The sequence below is a fragment of the Streptomyces sp. NPDC086519 genome, assembly GCF_040686075.1.
GTDB lineage: Bacteria > Actinomycetota > Actinomycetes > Streptomycetales > Streptomycetaceae > Streptomyces > Streptomyces shenzhenensis.
Genome location: NZ_JBFBJL010000031.1, coordinates 58,931 through 74,018 on the forward strand (window position 1 = coordinate 58,931; position 15,088 = coordinate 74,018).

Below are 15,088 nucleotides of genomic sequence, written 5' to 3' on the forward strand. Positions count from 1 at the left end.
GCGCGAGGAAATCAGTCGAGCTTCCCGGCCACTGCTTCCAACTGCCGCCCCGTGGTCGGCGCCGACCGGCCGGCGAGACTATTTCTGGCCGGACGTCGCCGGCACCAGGCGGCCCCTGGAGATGAGAGAGGCCGCCTTCTTGAGGGGGCGGGCCCGCATGCTGACGCTGTAGGCGTCGACGCCGGAGGTCGCGGCGACGCGGGTGGTCAGGTAGCGGTAGAAGTCGTCGGGGTCCCGAGTGATGACGCTGGCCAGCAGGTTGTACTCGCCGGTGACGGCCCCGACGAACGGGACCTCCGCGTGGCGCGCGAACTCCTCGCCGACCCGCTCCAGGTGGGCGGGGGCCACCCGCAGCCAGATGTGGGCGTTGAGGGGGTAGCCCAGGCGCTCCGGGAGCAGTTCGACCTCGTATTCGAGGGTCCCGGAGCTCTCCAGCGCCTCCAGCCGCCGGGCCACCCGGGTCGACGACCAGCCGGTGCGTTCGGCGAGGCGGGTGTGGGTGGTGCGGCCGTCCTCGGCGAGGGCGTCGAGCAGCGGGGCGTCCTCGTCCGCGGGAGGCGGCGGGGGCGCGGGGGCGGGCGGGGGCCGCTCCGCCGTGAGCTGCCGTACCTGCTCGGCGTCGAGGCTGTCGCCGTAGCCGGTCCACTCGGCGGTGCCGGGAGCGCCGTACTCGTGCAGGAGCAGATCGATGCTGACGTCCAGGACCGAGGCGGACTTCGGCAGCTGCCGGAACAGGGCGTCGTCGCGCTCCGTGTCGAGCGGCGCGCGGATCACGCAGAAGATCTCCGAACCGCCCGAGGCCAGATGGGCGTAGGCGATGTCGGGACGCCGGGCCAGGGCGTCGGCGAGCGGGCCGATCCGGTCGGGGCGGCAGCGGATCCGGGCCACCCACTCCGCGGAGCCGTACACCCGGGGGTTGACGAGTCCCAGCACGCGCAGTGCGCCGCCGCGGCGCAGCGCCTGGTAGCGGCGGGCCGCGGTCTGCTCGGAGACACCGGCCACCTCGCCGATCCGGCGGAAGGGCAGCCGGGGCGCGCACTGCAGGGCACGGAGGATCTTTCTGTCCACGATGTCGAGCATGGCGGAAGTGTGCCACGGAGAGGCCGCTCCAATGGAGGTTTTCACGGCTGGAGGGCCCCTTGGTTGGTGGTTGTGGGCGTGCAGAGCGGATGCTGTGGCGGCGGGTTTCCCCTCGGACGTCCGTACGACACAGGCCACCGGACACGCCGGTGGCCTTCGACCGCGGCGCGACGCGCCGCGAAGGAGTATCTCCGTGAACGTCACGACACCGGCGAGCGCGCCGGTCGAGCGGCGGGCGGCCACGATCGCCATGGCCTGCCTGGGCGTCTTCGTCGCCTACCTCCCGGTCACCACCGTCGCCGTGAGCCTGCCCGCCGTGCAGGCCGCGCTGAACGCCTCGACCGCCCAGTTGTCGTGGGTGCAGGACGCGTTCGTGCTGCCGATGGCCGCGTTCATCCTGACCGCGGGCGTCTTCGGGGACGTCCACGGGCGCAAGAAGGTGTTCCAGGCGGGCCTGCTGTTCTCGGCTGCGGGGGCGGTCACCGCGCTGTGCGCGCGCTCGATCGAGGTCGTCTGGGCCGGGCAGGCCCTGGCCGGGGTCGGCGCGGCCGCGCTGCTGCCGACCACGCTGGCGCTGATCAGCCATGCGGTGCCGGACCACCGGGAGCGCGGCAGGTTCATCGGCGTCTGGGCCACCTGTCTGATGGCCGCCCTGGCCGTCGGACCGCTGATCGCCGGTGCGGTCGTCCAGCACTTCTCCTGGCGCTGGATCTATCTGCCGAGCGTTCCGGTCGCGCTGCTGGCCGCGGCAGTCGCGGCCCGGCGGCTGCCCGACTCGCGGGCGCCGCACGGGCGCCGCCTGGACTGGCCCGGCCAGCTGACCGCCACGCTCGCGGTCACCGCCCTGGTGTACGGCGTGATCGAGGGCGGGGCGAGCTCGTTCACCGACGTCAAGGTGATGGTGGCGCTGTTCACGGCCGCGGCCTCGGGGGGCGCGTTTGTGCTGGCGGAGCGGCGCAGCGACAGCCCGATGCTGGACCTGAGCCTGTTCCGCAGCCCCGCCTTCACCGCCACCACACTGGTCGCGATGACCAGCTTCCTGGCACTCATCGGGTTCTTCTTCGTGCTCAGCCTGTACTTCGGCATGGTGCAGCGGCTCGACACCATGCAGGCCGCGTGGCGGCTGCTCACGGTCACGGGGGCGTCCCTGCTGGTCGGCGGTCCGGCCGGGCGGCTGATGCACCGGATATCGGCGCGTGTGATGATCACCGGCGGTCTGCTGCTGGTCGCCGCCGCCCAGTTCGCGCTGACCGGCCTGGCCGCCGACACCTCGTTCGGCTCGGCGGCCTGGCGGCTCGCCCTGCTGGGCCTCGGCATCGGCTTCGTCATGACGCCGATGACCGCGACCGCGGTGGCCTCCGTGCCGCACCACCTGGCCGGCATGGCCGCCGCCGCCAACAACGCCTTCCGGCAGGTCGGCGGCGCCCTCGGTCCGGCCGTCCTGGGCGCGCTGCTCACCAGCCGGGCCCTCGGCGCGCTGCCGGGGCATCTCACCGGCGCGGGGGTCACCGGCGCGGCGCAGGACCGGGTCGTCGCGACCGCTCAGGCGGACGGCCTCGGCGCGGTCGCCGGGCTGGACCTGGGCGCCTCGACCGGCGGGACGATGGGGGCGCTCGGCGACTCCTTCCTGGACGGAATGCGCCTGTGCCTGATCACGGCGGGGAGCCTGACGCTGCTGGCGGCCCTGGTCGCGGTGGTCCTGCTGCGCGCGCCCCGGCAGCGGCCGACGCTCAGGGCGGCGGGGCACACCACGGTCGGGCAGGCCCGGGCCGCGCGGGGCGCCTGACGGCTCACCGCACCAGGCAGGGCCGCTTGGGATCGAAGGTCCAGCCGTCCACGAGGTACCGCATCCCGGCCGCGTCGTCCCGCCCCGCGCCGAGGCTGCGCTCCTCGTGGAGGGCGTGGGCCGCGAGCAGCCGGTCCATGTCGAGCCGGACGCCGAGGCCGGGTGCGTCGGTGACGGCGACCTCACCACCGACGATCCGCGGCGGCTCGACGGTCAGCCGCTCCTGCCCCTCCTGCCAGATCCAGTGCGTGTCCAGGGCGTTGTACTCGCCCGGGGCCGCCGCACCGCAGTGGGCCATCATCGCCAGCGAGATGTCGAAGTGGTTGTTGGAGTGGCAGCCCCAGGTCAGCCCCGTCTCGTGGCAGAGCTGCGCCACCCGCACCGACCCGCGCAGGGTCCAGAAGTGCGGGTCCGCCAGCGGGATCGACACCGACTGCAGGGCGAGGGCGTGGGTGAGCTGCCGCCAGTCGGTGGCGATCATGTTGGTCGCGGTGGGCAGCCCGGTGGCCCGGCGGAACTCGGCGAGGATCTCGCGGCCGGAGTAGCCGCCCTCGGCTCCGCAGGGATCCTCGGCGTAGGCGAGCGTGCCGAGCAGCGGGCGGCACAGCTCGACGGCCTCGCGCAGGGACCAGGCGCCGTTGGGGTCGAGGGTGATCCGGGCCTCGGGGAAGCGTTGCTTCAGCGCCTGGACGGCCTTGACCTCCTCGGCGCCCGCCAGCACACCGCCCTTGAGTTTGAAGTCACGGAAGCCGTAGCGGTCGTAGGCCGCCTCGGCCTGCCGGACGATCGACTCGGGGGTGAGTGCCTCCTCGCGGCGGATCCGGTACCAGGGCACGTCCGAGTCGGGTTCGCGGAGGTAGTCCAGGTCGGTGCGGTCGGGGTCGCCGACGTGGAAGAGGTAGCCGAGGACGCGTACCGAGTCGCGCTGCTTGCCGTCGCCCAGCAGGGCGGCGACGGGCACCTCCAGGTGCTGGCCGAGCAGGTCGAGCAGGGCGGACTCGACGGCGGTGACGGCGTGCACGGTGGTGCGCAGGTCGAAGGTCTGCTCCCCGCGGCCGTCGGCGTCCCGCCCGCCGAACTCCTTCCCGATGGCCCGCAGCACCCGCTGGTAGTCCCCCAGCGGTGCGCCGACGACCAGCGGCTCGGCATCCCGCAGGGTCCGGGTGATCGCCGCCCCGCCGGGCACCTCACCGAGCCCGGTCCGCCCCTCGGAGTCCTCGACGACCACGACGTTGCGGGTGAAGTACGGGGCGTGCGCACCGGAGAGGTTGAGCAGCATGGAGTCCCGGCCTGCCACCGGATACACGGAGAAACGGGTGACGAAGGGCTGGCTCATGGGCGAAGGTCCTCACTGCCGCGGAAGCGTCATCTATATATGCAGATAGAGATTATGGATGCGGACACGTTCCGGTCAACGGCGAACCAGGGGCCGCGCTCCCGGCCGCATCCGCTCGCGCGGTACACCAGGGCCGGCCGCCGGGATCATCCGCTACATCCGCTTTGAAGATGACTTTCTGATATATCCGATAAATCCTGGATGATCCCGGACATTTAGGGGCACTCAGCAAGGCAGAACGTGTGATCCCTGCATTGACGAGGAGTAGTCATGGCTGAGCGAATGTCTTCCTCGGCCCTCGCCACGCCCCTGCGCAACGTTGCCTCGGCGGTGCGCCACGTGCCCGGCGCCGAGATGGTGAGCAAGGCCGCCGAGGGAACCCTGGACAGGATCGGGGCCGTCTCGCCCCGGGGCCGCCGGATGGCCGTGTACGCCGGAGCCGGCGTGCTCGGGGCGGTCGGAGTGGTCGAGTGGCCCGTCGCGCTGACCGGAGCGGCGGTGGCCTGGCTCACCCAGCCCCGTCCGCAGCACGACGGCGAGACCGCCCACCCGGAGGCGGCGGACATGACCGACACCGCGGGCCACGGCGCCTACGTGGCGATGGGCGATGCGGTGACGACGGCGCGGCAGGGCCCGGCCACCGGCGCCCCGGGCCCGATGCTGGAGGACGAGATGCCGGGCGGCGCCTGGACCCGGCCGGCCGAGCCGGCCACCCCGCCCACCGGCCCGATGACACCGCCCGCCGCCCCGCAGGCGTCGCACGGCAACGAGGATCCGCCGGCCACCGGCCCGACCCCGCCACCCACCAGCTGACGTGAGCCGGGGGTGAGGGGCGATGGCGCTCGGGTTGCCGACAGTGCCGTCCGTCGCCGCGCGGGTCCTGTCCGGGGCGCCCCGGCTGCTGGCCCGGGCGGCCGCGCCGGGAGTCGGTGCGGTCGCGGGAGCGGCGGCCGGCACCGCGCGGGCCGGCGTCAGGAGCCTGGACACGGCCGCCCGTATGACCCGGGCGGCCCGCAGTGCGCTGCTCAGCGACGGACGGCAGTGGCGGTCCGGCACCCGCGCGCACCTCGCGCTGCGGGCGGCCGATCCCGCGCAGGCCCGGGCCGCGGGCGGTCTGCACCGGATCGCCGGGCATGTCGCCGAGGCGCTGGCCGAACATCCTGACGTCCTGTTCGCCTACTGGGACGAGGGCCTCGGCCGCCTGGTGGTGGCCGCCGCCGAGGACACGGCCCTGGACCAGATCCTGGAGCACGCGGCCGACCTCGCCGACCGGCACGGTCTCACCGCGGCCGCCGGCGCGCCCGAGGAGGTCACGCACCCGGCCGACCCGGCGGGCATCCGGGCTGCCCTGGCGACACTCGCGGCCGATCTGATCGGTGCCGGGGTCGGCGTCGCCGCGTACTGGCTGCGGCTCCCGCCGTCCCCGCGTGCGGTGACCGCGGTGGTGACGGTGCTCCGGGAGAACCCGCGCGTCCGCGGCGCGATCCGCGCCCACCTGGGGGCCGACGCCATGGACCTGCTGCTGGCCTGCGCCAACGCCGCGGCCCACGGGGCCGGGCAGACCCCCGCCGCGCTGCTGCTCGACGGGGCGCTGCGCGGCTGCCAGCTCGCCGACACCATGGCGCGGGCGGTCGCCTTCGAGCTCTTCCACGACGAGCTGTGCACCCCGGACCGGCCGAGCGTCGGCGACGGCGGCCGTCCGCGCCGGCCCCTGCGCACCACCCCGGCCCAGGCGTACGCCACCCACGCCTTCGCCGGCAGCGCGCTGGGCGCGGCGGCCACCCTGCTGGTCAAGCACGACACCGCCGAGGCGGCGGAGGCGGTGCTCGCGGGCTCCCCCAAGGCCGCCCGGTACGGGCCGACCGCGTTCGAGGCGGTGCTCGGCGCCGTACTGGCCCGGTCGGGGCTGCTGGTCCGCGATCCGGAGCGGCTGCGCGAGCTGGAGCTGGCCGGCACGATCGTGCTGCATCCGAGCGCGGTGTGCACCGCGGACGGGGATCCCGACCCCTGGACCGAGCCGGTGCTGGACGCGGCCCGGCGCGCCGGGCTGCGGGTGGTGCTGGTGGACGACCCGGCGCTGGAGGACTTCACCGGCCTCGCCGACCAAGTGGTCGACGCCCGGCGGCCGTTGGACGACATCGTGTGCTCCCTGCCCGAGGACGCGGGCGCGGTGATCACGGTGGCCCGGCTGTGGTCGGGCAGGGACACCGGGGTGCTGGCCGGGCTGCTCGCCGGTGACATCGCGCTCGCGCTCACCGACGGCGGCAGCGCGGTCGTCTGGAGCGCCGACGCCCTCGCCCTGCACGGGCTGCCCGACGTGTGGCGGCTGCTGACCGCGATACCGGCCGCGCGCCGGGTGGGCCGGCGCTCGCAGACCCTGGCCCGGTCGGGTGCCGCGCTCTCCGGGCTGCTGGTCGCGGTCGGCGGGAGGAGGACCGGGCGCCGCGGCTGGATCGCGCTGCCCGGTCTGCGGCACGCGCCGGTGGACGGCGCCGCCGCGGCCGCGCTGGTGTCCGGGACCCGGGCGGCCCTGCGGGTGGCGCGGGCCGAGGCCCCACAGCCCAGGGCGCGAGTGCACTGGCATGAACTCGGGCCGCGGGAAACCCTGGAGCGGCTGGAGCACGAACGCGAGAACGAGCCGCCCGGGGAACGCGAGCGGACCGCCGAGCCGTCCCCGAGCCCGCTGCTCACGCCGGTGCGGTGGACACGGCGGCTCGCCCACGCCGTGCGCAGTGAACTGGACGACCCGCTGACCCCGGTGCTCGCCGTCGGCTCGGCGGCGTCCGCGATCGTCGGCTCGGCCGTGGACGCCCTGCTGGTGGTCGGCGCGCTCGACCTCAACGCCCTGATCGGCGGGATCCAGCGGCTGCGGGCCGAACAGGCCGTGTCCGGGCTGCTCGCCGACCAGAAACGGCAGGCCCGGGTGGCTGACTCCGCCGGGGAACCGGAGACGCACACCGTGGACGCGGCACGCCTGTCACCGGGCGATGTGATCGACCTGCACACGGACGACGTGGTGCCGGCCGACGCCCGGGTGCTGTGCGAGGACGGCCTGGAGGTCGACGAGTCCGCGCTGACCGGGGAGTCGGTGCCGACCGAGAAGCACACCGCCGCGACCCCGCATGTGCCGGTGGCCGACCGGCACTCCATGGTCTTCGAGGGCACGACGGTGGCCGCCGGTCACGCGCGGGCGGTCGTGGTGGACACCGGCGAGCGCACCGAGGCCGCCCGCGCCGTCCACCTCGCCGCGCGGACGCCCCCGGCCGCCGGAGTGCAGGCCCGGCTGCACGAACTCACCGCGAAGGCACTGCCGTTGACACTGGGCGGCGGCGCCGCCATCACCGGCCTCGCCCTGCTGCGCGGCACCCCGATCCGGGAGGCGGTGAGCGGTGGCGTGGCCGTCGGCGTCGCCGCCGTACCGGAGGGGCTGCCACTGGTGGCGACGGTGGCCCAACTGGCCGCCGCCCGGCGGCTGAGCCGGGACGGGGTGCTGGTCCGGGCGCCCCGCGCGCTGGAGGCGCTCGGCCGGATGGACACCATCTGCTTCGACAAGACCGGCACGCTCACCGAGAACACGCTGCGCCTGGTGAAGGTGACCGGCACCGACGGGGAGAGCCACGCCCCGGACGACGAGGCGGTGGCCGGCATCCTGCGCGTGGCGGCCCGGGCCTGCCCCCAGCTCGATGACGGCGACGGCCCGCCGGAGCACGCCACCGACGCGGCGGTGCTGGACGCGGCCGAACCCGACCCCGAGTGGGAGCAGTCGCAGGAGCTCGCGTTCGAGGCGGCCCGCGGCTACGCGGCGGCCGTCGGCCGCTCCGGCGCGGAACCGCCCCTGCTGGTGGTGAAGGGCGCCCCGGAGACCGTGCTGCCCGCCTGCTCCGACGTCACCGGGCACGCCTCGCGGACGGCCCACGCGCTGGCCGCCGGGGGCCTGCGGGTCCTGGCCGTCGCCCAGCGCCGCACGAGCGACCCCGAGAACGCGCCGAACGTCCTCGAACAGCCCCTGGAGCGACTGGAGTTCCTCGGGCTGCTCGGCTTCGCCGACGCCCCGCGCGAAACCTCCAAGGAACTGGTGCGCAGTCTCTACGAGGAGAACATACGGCCGGTGATGCTCACCGGCGACCATCCGCAGACCGCCCGGTCGATCGCCGCCGAGCTGGGCTGGCCCGCGGACACGGTCGTGGTGACCGGCGACGAGCTGGCCGCCGCCGACCGGACGGGCAGGGCCCGGATGCTCCGCGACGCGGGTGTCGTGGCCCGGGTGGCGCCGGAGCAGAAACTTCAGGTCGTCGAGGCGCTGCGGGACGCGGGACGGGTGGTCGGCATGGTCGGCGACGGCGCCAACGACGCGGCGGCGATCCGCGCCGCCGACATCGGCGTGGGCATCAGCGCCCGCGGCTCCGCCGCCGCCCGCAACGCGGCCGACCTCGTCCTCACCGACGACGACCTGACGGTGCTGATCGACGCCGTCCGGGAGGGCCGGTCGCTGTGGCACAGCGTCGCGGACGCCGTCGCCATCCTCATCGGCGGCAACGCGGGCGAGATCGGCTTCGGCATCCTCGGCACCCTGCTGTCCCGCAGCGCCCCGCTGTCCACGCGTCAGATGCTGCTGGTCAACCTCTTCACCGACCTGTTCCCGGCGATGGCGGTGGCGGTCACGCCGAAGGAGACGGCGGAGCGGTCGGACCCCGGGTCGCCGTCGGCCGCGCTCGGCGCGCCCCTGCTGCGGCGGATCCGGCACCGCGCGCTGACGACCAGCGCGGGCGCGCTCATGGCCTGGCTCATCGGCCGCGGCACTCCCGGCACGCCCCGCCGCTCCAGCACGATGGCACTGGCCGCGGTGGTCGGCACCCAGCTCATCCAGACCCTGCTGGACCGCCGGGACAGCTCGTTGGTCCGCCTCGCCTCGCTCGGCTCGGCCGCCGTCCTGGTCGCGGTCATCGAAACCCCGGTAGTCAGCCACTTCTTCGGCTGCACCCCGCTGGGCCCGTTCGCCCTGACCGCGGTGACCGCGTCGATCGCCCTGGCCGTCTGGGGCCAGCGCGCCCTGCCCGTTGTGGACCGGACGATCGCGAACCTGCTGCCGCGTCCGTGAGTCCGCGTCCACCGGCCCGTCCCCGAACTGCGGGCATGCGGATGTCCCTCGGCAGGGCAGCCGCGCGCGCCGTACGCCCTCGCCCCGCCCATCGGCCCGAGTGCGTACGACGAACACCTCGGCGCGGCTGAAACCTGGGCGGCCCGGATCCGCCCGGCGACCGCGCCGCGTGCCGAACGGACCGGCGACCGCTTCTGGACGCGCCTGTGACGGGACGTGAGACTGAGAGGGTCCGACGCCCCGGCCCCAGGAGTGCGACCATGGCCGACCCGACAGCGACGCCACCGCGCGTCGAACTCACCGCGCAGGCCGCCGAGCTGGTGCGCCGGCTGCACACCGAGCACGGCCCGCTGATGTTCCACCAGTCCGGCGGCTGCTGCGACGGCAGCGCGCCCATGTGCTATCCGGACGGCGAGTTCCGCACCGGCGGCTCGGACGTGCTGCTGGCCGAGCTGGCGGTGGACGGTGTCGAGCAGCCGGTCACCTTCTGGATGTCCCGCAGCCAGTACGAGGTGTGGAGCCACACCCGGCTGATCGTGGACGTGGTACCCGGACGGGGGAGCGGTTTCTCCCTGGAGGCACCCGAGGGGGTGCGTTTCCTCACCCGTTCTCGCGTAGTCGACGGCTAGCCGCCCCGCCGGTCACTCCCGTCTGCTGCACTTCCTGAGTCCTGAGGGAACTCGACGAGACATCAGGAGGTGCGGTGACGCATCGTCAAAGACCGCTGGCGGCGACGACCCGAGCTCTGTGCACGATCCTCACCACGTCCGGCTTACTGGCCGGTGCGGCCCTCGCGGGGGCGGCACCGGCCAGTGCCGTGTCGGGCACCGGCCGGATCGCGTCCGGCGTCACCTACCGGCAGTTCGACCTCCCGGCGGCCAGGGGCACGGTCCACGCCCATCTGCTGACCGTCGACCTGACCGACCCGCACGTCCACGTGGACCTGCTCTCCCCGGGCGCGGTGGCCGCGCGGTCGCCGGTGTCCACGATGGCGGACGCGGCGGACGCGGTCGCGGGCGTGAACGGCGACTTCTTCGACATCACCGAGACCCAGCACCCCGGCGTCGAGGCCACCGGCGCGAGCGTCGGCCCGGCGATCGCGCACGGCAAGGTGCTCAAGGCGGCGGTGCCCACGGCCCAGCGGTTCGGCCCGGCGCTGCCGCCCGGCACCGACACCACCGACGTCTTCGGTGTCGGCATGGACCGCCGGGCCCGGCTCGACCGGCTGACGCTCGTGGGCACGGTCCGAACCCCCGCTGCCACCCTCACGCTGCGCGGGCTCAACCAGTACGCGCTGGCGCAGGGGTCCGTCGGCGCCTACACCACCGCCTGGGGCTCGGCCTCCCGCAAGCGCGCCACCTGCGGCTCGGACATCGACCGGGCCGCCGGGTGCAGCACGGACACCTACGAGGTGCAGATCCGCGACGGCCGGGTCGTCGCCACGTCCGCCGCCCCGGGCAGCGGTGCGATCGCCGCGGGTACGACCGTCCTGCTGGGCCGGGAGGCGGGCGCGGACCGGCTGCGCGCTCTGATCAAGGGCGAAGCGGTCACGGTGCGCGAGCAGATGGTGGCGGCCGCCGCCAGGATCCCGTACCGGTTCGCGGTCGGCGGCTACCCGGTGCTGCGCGGCGGCGAGCCGTCGGCCGGGCTGAACGACACCACCTCGGCCGTGCGCACGGCCGTGGGCTACGCGAGCGGCGGGCACAGGCTGCTGCTGTTGGCACTGGACGGCGCGGTGGCCTACCGCAGCGGTATGACCATCGCCGAAGTCGCCCGCGAGATGCGGCGGTTGGGGGCGGTCGACGCGTTCAGCCTGGACGGCGGGGGCTCCACGACGATGGTGGCCCGCACCGCGGGGGCGAAGACGGTGAGCGTGCTCAACCACCCGACCGACAGCCCGGAGCGCGCCGTGGCGAACGGGATCGGGGTCTTCTGGAGACCCTGAGCCGATGGCTCAGGGCCGCAGACCGCTGACCAGGTCGGCGGTCGCGGTGAGCCCGCCGCTGATGGTCGGCGCCATGCTGGTGCTGGCCAGACAGAAGCCGAGCACCATGCAGACCAGGGCGTGCGAGATCTTCAGCCCGCCCTGGCGCGTGAAGAACACGGCCAGGAACAGGAGCAGCAGCACCACAGAGATGGAAACGGCCATCGCGAACCTCCTCCGCCACGCCCGTTTCGGGGCGTTCGGCCGTAAGTGTGGCGTAGCGGAGGGTTGGCCGGTGCGGTTGACACGGCCTCCGTTCGAGTGGTGTCACGACACCGCGTGGGCGTCCAGGAGGGCCTCCAGACCGGCGAGATCGTCGGTGTTGACAGGGCCATGAGCAACCGAAGGGAGTATGCGTGCGAACAGAGCCCAATTGGCTTGTCAGCGAGCGGAGTCGGCTGGACTGACACGCCGGGTTCACTTCATGCGGGCCATGCGGCTCCGCCGCGGGTGCGCGACCAGCCCCCACGCACCCGCACCCGCACCCGCGCCCGCACCCGCCAGATCAGGGCGCCTGCAGATCAACCAGCGTGCCCAGGGCCTCCCGATGCGCCCCCGCCGAACCGAAGGCGATCGAATCAGCCTTGGCCCGCTTCAGATACAGGTGGATCGGATGTTCCCAGGTCATGCCGATCCCCGCGTGCAACTGCAGCGCCTCCTCGGCCGCGTGCACGGCGACCGGTCCCGCGTAGGCCTGCGCGACGGCCACCAGCACGTCGGCGTCCTCGCCGGAGGCCAACGCGTCGGCGGCACCCCGCGCGGCGGCCCGCAGATTGACGACCTCCAGCCACAGCTGCGCCAGCCGGTGCTTGATCGCCTGGAACCCGCCCACCGGCCGGTTGAACTGCTTGCGCTCCTTGAGGTACCGCACGGTCTCGGTCAACGCCCATTCGGCGACCCCGAACTGTTCGGAGGCCAGCAGCCCGGCCCCGGCCCGCAGCGCCCGCCGTACCGCGGGCTCCGCGTCGCCGACGCGCCGCCCCGGCGCGCCTTCCAGCGTCACCGTGGCGAGCGGCCGGGTCAGGTCGAAGGACACCTGGGGGGTGACGGAGACGGCGCCCGCCTCCACCGCGTACAGCCCGCCGTCGTCCCCGGGCACCAGCAGCACGTCCGCGGCGGCCGCGTCCGCGATCCCGGTCAACTCACCGTACAGGCGGCCGTCTTCGACGCGTACGGCCCGGAACGCGGCCCCCGGGGCGACATGCAGCCCCACCGCCAGCGCCCCGACCGTCCGCCCGGACGCCAGCTTCCCGAGCAGCCCGTCGTCGCCACAGGCCAGCAGCGCCTCGGTCGCCACCACGGCACTGGTCAGATACGGCACGGGCGCCACCGCCCGCCCCAGCTCCTCCAACACGACCGCGACTTCGCGGTGCGAGGCGCCCTGGCCGCCCAGCTTCTCCGGTACCAGCAGTCCGGCGAGCCCCATGCCCTCCGTGAGAGCCTTCCAGGCGGCCGCGTCGTGCGGGGTGTCCGACTCGGTGCGGGCGATCACGCCCGGCGCGTCGCAGTGGTCGGCGAGCAGATCCCGTACCGCCGCCCGCAGCGCCTCTTCCTCCTCCGAGTACAGCAGGTCGGGCTGTGCGCTCATCGGGCCAGATCCTTCCAGGCGACGTCCTTGTCGGTGCGCGGCTCGGCCGGCAGGCCCAGGACGCGTTCGGCGACGATGTTCAGCAGGACCTCGCTGGTCCCGCCCTCGATGCTGTTGCCCTTGGCACGGAGGTAGCGGTAGCCGGCGTCGCGGCCGACGAAGTCCACCAGTTCGGGCCGGCGCATGGTCCAGTCGTCGTACAACAGGCCTTCCTCACCGCGGAGTTCGACCTCAAGGCCGCTGATCTCCTGGTTGAGGCGGGCGAAGGCGAGCTTCATGCCGGCGCCTTCGGGGCCGGGCTGGCCGGCGACGAGCTGCTGGCGCAGGCGTTCGGCGGTGAGGCGGGCGACCTCGGACTCGACCCACAGCTTCAGCAGCCGCTGGTGCAGGTCGTGGGTGCGCAGCTCGGGGCGTTCGCGCCAGGTCTTCGCGACCGGGCCGATCATGCCGCCCTCGCGGGGCAGCCGCATGCCGCCGATGGCGACGCGCTCGTTGTTCAGCGTGGTCTGGGCGACCCGCCAGCCGTCGCCGACGGCGCCGAGGCGGCGGGAGTCGGGGATGCGGACGTCGGTGAGGAAGACCTCGTTGAACTCGGCCTCGCCGGTGATCTGCCGCAGCGGCCGGACGTCCACGCCCGGGTCGGTCATGTCGCAGACGAAGTAGGTGATGCCCGCGTGCTTGGGCACCTCGGGGTCGGTGCGGGCGATGAGGATGGCCCAGCGGGCGTTGTGCGCGCCGGACGTCCACACCTTCTGCCCGTTCACCACCCACTCGTCGCCTTCCCGGACCGCCCGGGTGCCGAGCGCGGCCAGGTCGGAGCCGGCACCGGGCTCACTGAAGAGCTGGCACCAGACCTCCTCCCCGATCCACAGCGGCCGCAGATAGCGCTGCTTCTGCTCCTCCGTGCCGTACTTGAGGATGGTCGGCGCGGCCATGCCGAGCCCGATGCCGTTGCGGCGCGAGTCGTTGTCGGGGGCGCCCGCGGCCTCCAGCGCCGCGTCCACGACGACCTGGAGGGAGCGCGGGGCCCCGAGGCCGCCGAGGCCCTCCGGGTAGTGCACCCAGGCCAGTCCCGCGTCGAAGCGGGCCTTCAGGAAGTCGAGCTTCCCGGTCGTGGCGGGCGGGTGCGCGGCCAGCAGCTCGGCTGTGCGGCGCTCCAGTTCGGCGGCGTCGGTCATGCCGCGGCTCCCTTCGGTACGACGGTGACCCGGCCGGTGGTGACGCCGTCACCGACCCGCTGCACGGCCGCCGCGGCCTCGGACAGCGGGACCCGCTCGCTCACCAGCGGCTTGATGGCGCCCTTGGCGGCCAGCTCGGTGAGCTGCTGGTGGCAGTGCAGGATCAGCTTGGGGTTCTTCGTGGCGTACAGGCCCCAGTGCAGGCCCAGGATCGAGTAGTTCTTCACCAGGGCGTGGTTGAGCGCCGGGCTGGGGATGGTGCCGCTGGCGAAGCCGACGACCACGATCCGGCCCTCGAAGGCGACGACCTTGGCGGACTGGGTGTAGGCGTCGCCGCCGACCGGGTCGTAGATCACGTCGGCGCCCCGCCCGCCGGTGGCCTCCTTCACGGCGGCGACGACGTCCTCGGCACGCCGGTCGATGACGACGTCACAGCCCTGCTCGCGGGCCACGGCCGCCTTGTCGGCGCCGCCGACCACGCCGATCACCGTCGCCCCGGCCGCCTTGCCGAGCTGGACGGCCGCGCTGCCGACCCCGCCGGCGGCCGCGTGCACGAGCAGGGTCTCGCCGGCCTGGAGGGCCGCCCGGCGGTGCAGTCCGAACCAGCCCGTCTGGTAGCCGATGTGCAGCGCGGCGGCCTCGGCGTCGTCCAGCGCGTCCGGGGCGGGCAGCAGCGCGGCGGCGTCCGCGACCGCGTACTCGGCGAAACCGCCGTACGGCAGCGCCGGGTTGGCGATCACCCGGCGCCCGTCCTCGGTCTCGCCGCAGATCTCCACACCCGGGGTGAACGGCAGCGGCGGGCGCACCTGGTAGTGGCCCCGGCACATCAGCACGTCAGGGAAGTTGATGTTGGCGGCACGCACCCTGAGCAGCACCTGGCCGTCGCCGGGCGTGGGCCGCTCCACCTCGTGGAGCCGCATCACCTCGCTCGGCTCGCCGTTCTCGTGCACTTGCCATGCCTGCATGCGGTGCCTCCACGGGACTGCGTCGTCTGACCGGGGTCCATCGCATACTAAGCGGTCGCTTGCCATGGAGGGA

General features: G+C 74.2%; 11 protein-coding genes. 5 read left to right on the top strand and 6 right to left on the bottom strand.

What is annotated here, in order from left to right; genetic code table 11:
- Positions 1-78: 78 nt before the first annotated feature.
- The gene (locus AB0P24_RS27440) at positions 79-1,080 is read right to left on the bottom strand and encodes an Lrp/AsnC family transcriptional regulator (protein WP_365798457.1); all 1,002 of its coding nucleotides are present in this window, start codon (positions 1,078-1,080) and stop codon (positions 79-81) included.
- Positions 1,081-1,273: 193 nt separating this feature from the next.
- Between AB0P24_RS27440 and AB0P24_RS27445 the strand changes: the two genes are divergently transcribed.
- Positions 1,274-2,866, top strand: coding sequence for an MFS transporter (locus tag AB0P24_RS27445; RefSeq protein ID WP_365798459.1), 1,593 nt, complete (start codon positions 1,274-1,276; stop codon positions 2,864-2,866).
- Between the two features lie 4 nt (positions 2,867-2,870).
- Here AB0P24_RS27445 and AB0P24_RS27450 read toward each other — a convergent pair whose 3' ends face one another.
- Complete coding sequence (locus AB0P24_RS27450) at positions 2,871-4,202, bottom strand: enolase C-terminal domain-like protein (RefSeq protein ID WP_365798461.1); 1,332 nt, start codon at positions 4,200-4,202, stop codon at positions 2,871-2,873.
- Between the two features lie 270 nt (positions 4,203-4,472).
- Between AB0P24_RS27450 and AB0P24_RS27455 the strand changes: the two genes are divergently transcribed.
- The 4 genes from AB0P24_RS27455 to AB0P24_RS27470 all read left to right on the top strand — a co-directional run bounded on the left by AB0P24_RS27455 (position 4,473) and on the right by AB0P24_RS27470 (position 11,245).
- The gene (locus AB0P24_RS27455) at positions 4,473-5,015 is read left to right on the top strand and encodes a hypothetical protein (protein WP_365798463.1); all 543 of its coding nucleotides are present in this window, start codon (positions 4,473-4,475) and stop codon (positions 5,013-5,015) included.
- Between the two features lie 22 nt (positions 5,016-5,037).
- Complete coding sequence (locus AB0P24_RS27460; protein WP_365798465.1) at positions 5,038-9,300, top strand: cation-translocating P-type ATPase; 4,263 nt, start codon at positions 5,038-5,040, stop codon at positions 9,298-9,300.
- A gap of 260 nt (positions 9,301-9,560) precedes the next feature.
- Positions 9,561-9,929: a DUF779 domain-containing protein gene (locus AB0P24_RS27465; protein WP_365798467.1), complete on the top strand. Its 369-nt coding sequence runs from the start codon at positions 9,561-9,563 to the stop codon at positions 9,927-9,929.
- 74 nt (positions 9,930-10,003) lie between these two features.
- Positions 10,004-11,245, top strand: a complete 1,242-nt coding sequence (locus AB0P24_RS27470; protein WP_365798469.1) for a phosphodiester glycosidase family protein — start codon at positions 10,004-10,006, stop codon at positions 11,243-11,245.
- 9 nt (positions 11,246-11,254) lie between these two features.
- On the opposite strand, the gene AB0P24_RS27475 is transcribed toward AB0P24_RS27470, so the two are convergent.
- The 4 genes from AB0P24_RS27475 to AB0P24_RS27490 form a co-directional block, all read right to left on the bottom strand.
- Entirely contained in the window at positions 11,255-11,449 is a 195-nt protein-coding gene (locus AB0P24_RS27475) for a hypothetical protein (protein WP_365798471.1), read from the bottom strand.
- Between the two features lie 340 nt (positions 11,450-11,789).
- Positions 11,790-12,872: an acyl-CoA dehydrogenase family protein gene (locus AB0P24_RS27480; RefSeq protein ID WP_365798473.1), complete on the bottom strand. Its 1,083-nt coding sequence runs from the start codon at positions 12,870-12,872 to the stop codon at positions 11,790-11,792.
- The gene (locus tag AB0P24_RS27485) at positions 12,869-14,050 is read right to left on the bottom strand and encodes an acyl-CoA dehydrogenase family protein (protein ID WP_365798475.1); all 1,182 of its coding nucleotides are present in this window, start codon (positions 14,048-14,050) and stop codon (positions 12,869-12,871) included. The genes AB0P24_RS27480 and AB0P24_RS27485 overlap by 4 nt, the downstream gene beginning before the upstream one ends.
- Positions 14,047-15,015: an NADPH:quinone oxidoreductase family protein gene (locus tag AB0P24_RS27490; protein WP_365798478.1), complete on the bottom strand. Its 969-nt coding sequence runs from the start codon at positions 15,013-15,015 to the stop codon at positions 14,047-14,049. Before AB0P24_RS27490 ends, AB0P24_RS27485 begins: the two co-directional genes overlap by 4 nt.
- Positions 15,016-15,088: the final 73 nt, after the last annotated feature.